Annotated in this window: 10 protein-coding genes; all 10 read left to right on the plus strand. The window is 75.6% G+C overall.

Annotated elements, in window-relative coordinates; translation table 11 throughout:
* The first annotated feature begins 72 nt into the window (after window positions 1-72).
* The 10 genes from AKI01S_RS53470 to pgm all read left to right on the plus strand — a co-directional run bounded on the left by AKI01S_RS53470 (window position 73) and on the right by pgm (window position 7,141).
* Complete coding sequence (locus AKI01S_RS53470) at window positions 73-501, plus strand: hypothetical protein (RefSeq protein ID WP_245681641.1); 429 nt, start codon at window positions 73-75, stop codon at window positions 499-501.
* Window positions 494-739: a hypothetical protein gene (locus AKI01S_RS16000; protein ID WP_067817398.1), complete on the plus strand. Its 246-nt coding sequence runs from the start codon at window positions 494-496 to the stop codon at window positions 737-739. Before AKI01S_RS53470 ends, AKI01S_RS16000 begins: the two co-directional genes overlap by 8 nt.
* Before the next feature lie 34 nt (window positions 740-773).
* Window positions 774-989: a hypothetical protein gene (locus AKI01S_RS16005; protein ID WP_083999656.1), complete on the plus strand. Its 216-nt coding sequence runs from the start codon at window positions 774-776 to the stop codon at window positions 987-989.
* A complete protein-coding gene (locus AKI01S_RS16010; protein ID WP_067817401.1) occupies window positions 986-1,369 on the plus strand; it encodes an Asp23/Gls24 family envelope stress response protein in 384 nt (127 codons plus the stop codon). The genes AKI01S_RS16005 and AKI01S_RS16010 overlap by 4 nt, the downstream gene beginning before the upstream one ends.
* A gap of 1 nt (window position 1,370) precedes the next feature.
* The gene (locus AKI01S_RS16015) at window positions 1,371-1,970 is read left to right on the plus strand and encodes a DUF6286 domain-containing protein (RefSeq protein ID WP_083999658.1); all 600 of its coding nucleotides are present in this window, start codon (window positions 1,371-1,373) and stop codon (window positions 1,968-1,970) included.
* A 6-nt stretch (window positions 1,971-1,976) separates the two neighbouring features.
* On the plus strand, window positions 1,977-2,570 hold the full coding sequence (gene amaP, locus AKI01S_RS16020) for an alkaline shock response membrane anchor protein AmaP (RefSeq protein ID WP_067817404.1): 594 nt from the start codon (window positions 1,977-1,979) through the stop codon (window positions 2,568-2,570).
* Window positions 2,571-2,623: 53 nt separating this feature from the next.
* A complete protein-coding gene (locus tag AKI01S_RS16025) occupies window positions 2,624-3,433 on the plus strand; it encodes a maleylpyruvate isomerase family mycothiol-dependent enzyme (RefSeq protein ID WP_067817406.1) in 810 nt (269 codons plus the stop codon).
* Between the two features lie 400 nt (window positions 3,434-3,833).
* The gene (locus tag AKI01S_RS16030) at window positions 3,834-4,997 is read left to right on the plus strand and encodes a thiolase family protein (RefSeq protein WP_067817409.1); all 1,164 of its coding nucleotides are present in this window, start codon (window positions 3,834-3,836) and stop codon (window positions 4,995-4,997) included.
* Between the two features lie 9 nt (window positions 4,998-5,006).
* Window positions 5,007-5,456, plus strand: a complete 450-nt coding sequence (locus AKI01S_RS16035) for a winged helix-turn-helix transcriptional regulator (RefSeq protein WP_067817411.1) — start codon at window positions 5,007-5,009, stop codon at window positions 5,454-5,456.
* 53 nt (window positions 5,457-5,509) lie between these two features.
* Window positions 5,510-7,141: a phosphoglucomutase (alpha-D-glucose-1,6-bisphosphate-dependent) gene (gene pgm / locus AKI01S_RS16040; RefSeq protein ID WP_067817414.1), complete on the plus strand. Its 1,632-nt coding sequence runs from the start codon at window positions 5,510-5,512 to the stop codon at window positions 7,139-7,141.
* The last annotated feature ends 154 nt before the right edge of the window (window positions 7,142-7,295 follow it).

The following is a 7,295-nucleotide window of genomic DNA, read 5'->3' on the forward strand; positions in this document are numbered from 1 at the left end:
CGCCGGGGAGGCGATGCGCGAGCGGGCCGGCGGCTCGGGGGAGTCCGCCGCCAACCGCCGGGTCGAGTGACCATGCCCGCGACGCAGAGCACGGCGCGGCACGAGAACGCCGGACGCGCCCCCGGGGAGGCCGCGCGGGCGGGCGCCGCGCCCGGCGACGCCGCGCGCGACGCCACCGACCGCACCGGACCCACGCCGCTCGACCGGGCCGAACGCGCCGAACGCGTCGCCGCCGCGGCCGCCGGGGTGGACGGCGTCGCCGGGCTCACCGCCGGGCCGCGCGGACGGCTGGTCACCTACCGGATCGGCGCGCCGGTCGCGGGCGTCGCGTTCCGGGACGCCGAGGTGGAGATCGGGCTGGTCGCCGAGTACGGGCGGGTGCTGCCGGAGCTGGCCGACGCCGTCCGCGCGGCGGTCCTCCCGCTGGCCGGCGGACGCCCCGTCCACGTCCTGGTCGCCGACCTGACCGATCCCGCCGCCCCGGAGGAGGCGGATGCCTGACCCCCGGCCGAGCCCGGCGGACGAACGGGCCGCCTACCGCGCCTGGCTCCGGGCCAACCATCCGGACCTGGGCGGCGACCCCGAGGCGTTCCGGGCCGGGCTGGAGACCTGGCGGGGACGGCGGCGGCCCGCCGTCTGGGCGCACACCGAGATCGTCGCCGTCCGGCGGCGCGGGGGGCCGGTCGCGCTGATCGGCCGATGGCGGGCGCGGCGCCTGCGGGCCCGCCGTCTGCGGTGAGGGCCCCTCGCCGGGTCCTCGGAAAGGAACTGACATGAACGGCAAAACGATTCTTCCCCTGGTGGGCCTCGTCTTCGGGACGGCGCTGGGGTTCGCCGGGGCGTTCGGCGGGTTCGGCGCGTTCGTCCTGGTCGCGCTGCTCGGCATCGTGGGCTTCCTGGTCGGGCGCGTCCTGGCGGGCGAACTCGACCTGAGCGAGATGGTCTCGCAGTTCAACAGCGGCAACGGGCGGAAGCGGCCCACGCCATGACCGCGGTCGTCGCCGGTGGACGCGGTGTCACCCGGATCTCCGACCGGGTCGTGGCGCGCATCGCCGAGCACGTCGCCGACGCGGCCGACGACACCGGCGGCGTCGGCCGTTCCGTGCTCGGCGTGCCGGTCGGCGGCCGGCGCACCCGCACCGACATCGAGGTGCACGGGGACCACGTCATCGCGCGCGTCGAGCTGGCGGTCGCCTACCCCGAGCCGGTGCGGGAGGTGACCCGCCGCGTCCGCGACGAGGTGCGCGCCCGCGTGCACGAGCTGACCGGCCTGACCGTCGGCCGGGTGGACATCGACGTGACGGTGCTGGAGGTCCCCCGGCAGCCGGGGCCCCGGCGCGCGGTCCCCCGGCAGGAAGAGGAGGGGTGACATGGCCACGCACGCCGGGCACGTCCCGCACCGGTCCGCCAGCCCGCCGAAGGTGGGCGGCGCGGCCGACCGGAAGGCGACCCGCACGTTCCGTTCCCGGCGGGTCCTGCCCGCCCTGGTCGCGGCGCTGCTGCTGACCGCCGCCGGGGCCGCCGCCGCCACCCAGGTGATCTCCACGCTGATCGGCCGTCCGGTGCGGATCGCGGACCAGGGGCGCCTCACCACGTGGGCGGCCACCCACGGGTGGGACCACTGGCAGACCCTCGCCATCGCGGGCGGGCTGATGCTGCTGGGGGCGCTGCTGCTGTGGGCGGGGCTGCTGCCGGGCCGCTCCAAGCTGGTCCCGCTGCACGGCGAGGACCGCGACCTGCTGGTCGGCGTCGCGCGCCGCGACCTGGCGAACGCCGCCGCGGACGCCGCCGAGTCGCTGCTCGGCGTCGGGAAGGCCGGCGCCCACGTGAAGGGCCGCAGGATCCTGCTGACCGTGCGCGGCGCGGGCGGGCCCGCCCTGGCCGAACGCGTCCGCGACGCCGCCCAGCGGCGGATCGACGAGATGGCCCCGGTGCCGCCGCGCACGGTGTCCGTCCGCGTGAAGGAGTGACCCGCCATGGACCGCCGCGCATCCCGCCTCAACCACGTCGGCCTCACCCTGTTCGGGCTGGCCCTGGTCGCCGCCGGGGGACTGGCCCTGCTTCGGGGACTGGGCGCGTGGGGACGCTCCCGCGCGACCGAGCCGGTGCTCACCGACACGGTCCGCCGCTACGCCGCCGAGCACGCCTGGTTCTGGCCCGTGGTGGCCGGCGTCGCGGTGGTGCTGGCGCTGCTGGGCCTGTACTGGCTGCTGGCGCAGCTACGGTCGCACCGCCTGCACGGGAACCTGACGATGGAGCCCGACGCCGACGAGGGGGAGACCCGCCTGTCGTCGAAGGCCGTCGCCGAGGCCCTGGAGTCCGACGTCGCCGCGTTCCCGGGCGTCCAGGGGGCGAAGGCCCGGCTGATGGGCCCCCGCAGGCACCCGCGGGTCCAGCTCAACGTCTCCTACGACCGCGGCGCCGACACCATGGCGCTGCGCGACGACATCAGGGACCGGGCGATCCCGCGGCTGCGCGCGGCGCTCGGCGTCGACCAGGTGCCCGCCGTGGTGCGGCTGCACCTGGTGAGGGGCGGGGAACCCGCCGAGGAGCGCCGGACGGTGCGCTGACCCGGGTTCCCCGGGGTGGGCGCCGCCGGGGCGCTGTGGGATCGTGACGGGCCATGAAGGACGTGATGGCCGCCAACGTCGCGGCGTTCGAGCAGACGATGCGTTCGACCCTGGCCCTCGCCGAGGACTTCACCGGGCCGGACTGGGAGCGGCCGACCGAGTGTCCCGGCTGGAACGTGCGGGACGTGTTCTCCCACCTGGTCGGCATCGAGATGACGCTGCTGGGCGAGGACCCCGCGCCCGGCCACGCCCTGCCCGCGGACCTGCCGCACGTGCGCAACGAGATGGGGCGCGGGCTGGAGGCCGCCGTGGACGCGCGGCGCTCCCGCTCCGGCCCGGAGGTGCTGGCCGAGCTGCGCGAGGTGGTCGGGCGGCGCCTGGCCGAGCTGCCGGGCATCGACCCCGGACGACCCGCCGTCGCGCCGACCGGCCGGGAGATGCCCTACACCGAGCTGATGGGGCTGCGGGCGTTCGACTGCTGGGTCCACGAGCAGGACGTCCGCCGCGCCGTGGGACGCCCCGGCAACCTCGACGCCCCCGCCACCGACTGCGTGCGCCGCGTCCTGCTGCCCGGCCTGCCGGTCATCGTGGCCAAGCGCGCCGGGGCGGCGCCGGGGCGGTCGGTGACGTTCGAGGTGACGGGGCCGGTGGCGTTCACCGAGCACGTCCTGGTGGGCGACGACGGCCGCGCCGCCCGCGTGGGATCGCTGGAGGGAGGGCCGACGGCGGTGGTGCGCACGGACTGGGAGTCGTTCGTCCGCCTGCTCGCCGGACGCTGCGGACCCGCCGACGTGACGGTGGAGACCTCCGGCGACCGCGCCCTGGCCGACCGGGTCCTGGCGCACATGGGGATCACCGTCTGAGGCGCCCGCGGCGCCGTCGGGGGCCCCGGTTCCGCTTGGCGGCGGCTTTGCGGCTTGTTGGAGGATGAGCTCCCCAAATCCGCAGGTCGCTGGGCTACTGTCCGAAGTGACCGCTCTGGACGTCGAGGGAAAGAGGAGGACTCGCTTGCTTGGTCGACGAGAACCGGGTGGCTCCGCCGCGGAGCCCTTCGACGCGAGGAGGGACACCAGGGACAGAACAGGAACGGGCCCCTTCCACTGAGTGGCCCGCACCTCGGGGGCCGTGGCGCGCAACCGCCACGGCCCCCGAGCCGTGCTGTGACGCGTTCCACGCCCCGGTGGGTTGTGTTTTCCAACCGGCAGGGCGCATGCTGCGACCAGTGAGTTGGAAAATCCAACCTACGAGGTCCGAGGAGGGACCATGCGCGACGCGGTGATCGTGGAAGCGGTGCGGACGCCGGTGGCCAAGGGCAGGCCGAACGGGGCGCTGCACGGGGAGCACCCGGCCGACCTGCTGGCCCGCACCCTGACCGCGCTCGTGGAGCGGGCCGGGATCGACCCGGCGCTGATCGACGACGTGATCGGCGGCGTCGTCACCCAGGCGGGCGACCAGGCGCTCAACGTCACCCGCAGCGCGGTGCTGGCCGCCGGGTTCCCCGAGAGCGTGCCCGCGATGACCGTGGACCGGCAGTGCGGCTCCTCCCAGCAGGCGCTGCACATCGCCGCGCAGGGCGTGCGGAGCGGGGCCTACGACATCGCGGTCGCCTGCGGCGTGGAGTCGATGTCGCGCGTCCCGATGGGGTCGGCGGTGCTGCCGGGCAGCGACCCGTTCGGCCCCGGCGTCGCCGCCCGCTACCCCGGCGGCCTGGTCGGGCAGGGCATCAGCGCCGAACTGATCGCCGCGCGCTGGGACCTGCCGCGCGAGGAGCTGGACGCGTTCGCCTACGAGTCGCACCGCCGCGCCGCCGAGGCGTGGAAGAACGGCGAGTTCGACCGCGAGGTCGCCTGGGCCGGGCAGCCCGACGAGACCGTCCGCCCCGACACCAGTCCCGAGGTCCTCGCCGGGCTCCGCCCCGCCTACCTCGACCCGGCCATGGCCGAGCGCTTCCCCGAGATCACCTGGCGGATCACCGCCGGGAACGCCTCCCCGATCAACGACGGGGCCGCCGCCGTCCTGGTGATGTCCGCCGAGGCCGCCGCCCGCCTGGGGCTGCGCCCGCGCGCCCGCTTCCACTCGTTCGCCGTCGTCGGCGACGACCCGCTGCTGATGCTCACCGCGATCATCCCCGCGACCGCGAAGGTCCTGGACCGCGCCGGGCTGGCGCTGGACGACATCGACCTGTTCGAGGTGAACGAGGCGTTCGCGCCCGTCGTGCTGGCCTGGCAGCGCGAGACCGGCGCCGACCTCGCCAGGGTGAACGTGCGCGGCGGCGCCATCGCCATCGGCCACCCCCTCGGCGCGAGCGGGGCCCGGCTGATGACGACCCTGCTGCACAACCTGGAGGACCGGGGCCTGCGCTACGGACTCCAGACCATGTGCGAGGCGGGCGGCCAGGCGAACGCGACCGTCATCGAACGCCTCTAGGCTGCGGACATGCCCAAGGACGCCGATCCCCGCCCCTGCTCCATCGCCGACACCCTGGAGGTCGTCGGCGAGCGGTGGAGCCTGCTGGTGGTGCGGGAGCTGTTCCACGGCGTCCGCCGGTTCGACGGCATCGCCCGCCGGACCGGCGCGTCCCGCGACATCCTCACCGCCCGCCTCCGCAAGCTGGAGGCGGCCGGGATCCTCCGCCGCGAGCGGTACCAGGAGCACCCGGCCCGCCACGAGTACCACCTCACCCCGGCGGGCCGGGAGCTCGGCGACGTGCTGCTGGCGCTGATGGCCTGGGGCGACCGCCACCTCAACCCCGAGGACCCGCCGATACGCTGGGAGCACTCCTGCGGGGAGACGCTGGAGCCCGAGGTCGTCTGCGCCCGCTGCGGCGGGCCCGCCCGGCACTCCGGCAACCCCACCGGGCGCGGCGCGGACCCGTCCGGTCCGTGAATTCGGCCGCCGGCGGGGAACGATCCCGGCACCGACGAGCGAGGAGTTCTTGCATGGTGGACGCACGCGCCGGGCAGCCCGCCCGACCTGAGGACCTTGTCGACGTGCCGCGCCTGGTCACGGCCTACTACGTCCGGCGGGCCGAGCGCCCGGTGGCGTTCGGGACCTCCGGGCACCGGGGGTCGGCGCTGGACGGGGCGTTCAACGAGGAGCACATCCTGGCGACCAGCCAGGCGATCTGCGAGTACCGTGCCGAGCGGAACGTGACCGGCCCCCTGTTCCTGGGCGCCGACACCCACGCGCTGTCGGCGCCCGCGCTGGCCTCGGCGCTGGAGGTGTTCGCGGCCAACGGCGTCCAGGTGATGATCGACGCCCGGGACGGGTACGTCCCGACCCCCGCCGTCTCGCACGCGATCCTCACCCACAACCGGACCCGCTCCTCCGGCATGGCCGACGGCGTCGTGGTGACCCCCTCCCACAACCCGCCCCGCGACGGCGGTTTCAAGTACAACCCGCCCAACGGCGGCCCCGCCGGGACCGACGCGACGTCCTGGATCCAGGACCGCGCCAACGCGCTGATCGCGGGCGGGCTGAAGGGCGTCCGCCGCGTCCCCCACGAGCGGGCGCTGGCGGAGGCGGCCCGCTACGACTTCCTGGGCGCGTACGTGGACGACCTGCCCTCGGTCGTCGACCTGGACGCGATCCGGTCGGCCGGGGTGCGGATCGGCGCCGACCCGCTGGGCGGCGCGAGCGTCGCCTACTGGGCCGAGATCGCCGAGCGGCACCGGCTGGACCTGACGGTGGTGACCCCGGAGGTGGACCCGACCTGGCGGTTCATGACGCTGGACTGGGACGGGAAGATCCGCATGGACTGCTCCTCGCCGCACGCGATGGCGTCGCTGATCGACAACCGCGCGGCGTACGACGTGGCCACCGGCAACGACGCCGACGCCGACCGGCACGGCATCGTCACCCCCGACGCGGGCCTGATGAACCCCAACCACTTCCTGGCCGCCGCGATCGCCTACCTGTACCGGCACCGCCCGGACTGGCCGGGGTCGGTCGCCGTCGGCAAGACCCTGGTGAGCAGCGGCATGATCGACCGCGTGGCGGCGGGGCTGGGCCGCGACCTGCTGGAGGTGCCGGTCGGCTTCAAGTGGTTCGTGCCGGGGCTGCTGGACGGGACGCTGGCGTTCGGCGGGGAGGAGAGCGCGGGGGCGTCGTTCCTGCGCCGCGACGGCTCGGTGTGGACCACCGACAAGGACGGCATCGTCATGGCGCTGCTGGCCGCCGAGATCACGGCCGTCACCGGCGGGTCCCCGAGCCGCCTGTACGCGACGCTGACCGAGGAGCACGGCGACCCGGCCTACGCCCGGGTGGACGCGCCCGCGACCCCGGACGAGAAGGACGTGCTGAAGAGGCTGTCGCCGGGCGACGTGACGGCCGACGCCCTGGCGGGCGACCCGATCACGGCGATCCTGACCGAGGCCCCCGGCAACAAGGCCCCGATCGGCGGCCTGAAGGTGACCACGGACGCCGCCTGGTTCGCGGCGCGCCCGTCCGGCACCGAGGACGTCTACAAGATCTACGCCGAGTCGTTCCGGGGCCCGGACCACCTGGCGCGGGTGCAGGAGGAGGCGCGGGCCGTGGTCGCGGCGGCGCTGGCGGCGGCCCCTGGCGCCTAAAGCAAGCGCTTGGTAACGTCCGGGCATGATTCCCACGGTCGTCTGGGGCACCGGCAACGTCGGCCGACTGGCCGTCCGCGCCGTCGCCGCCCACCCGGACCTGGACCTCACCGCCGTCCTCGTGCACGATCCCCGCAAGGCCGGCCGGGACGCC

The sequence above is a fragment of the Actinomadura kijaniata NBRC 14229 genome (assembly GCF_001552175.1).
Taxonomy (GTDB): domain Bacteria; phylum Actinomycetota; class Actinomycetes; order Streptosporangiales; family Streptosporangiaceae; genus Spirillospora; species Spirillospora kijaniata.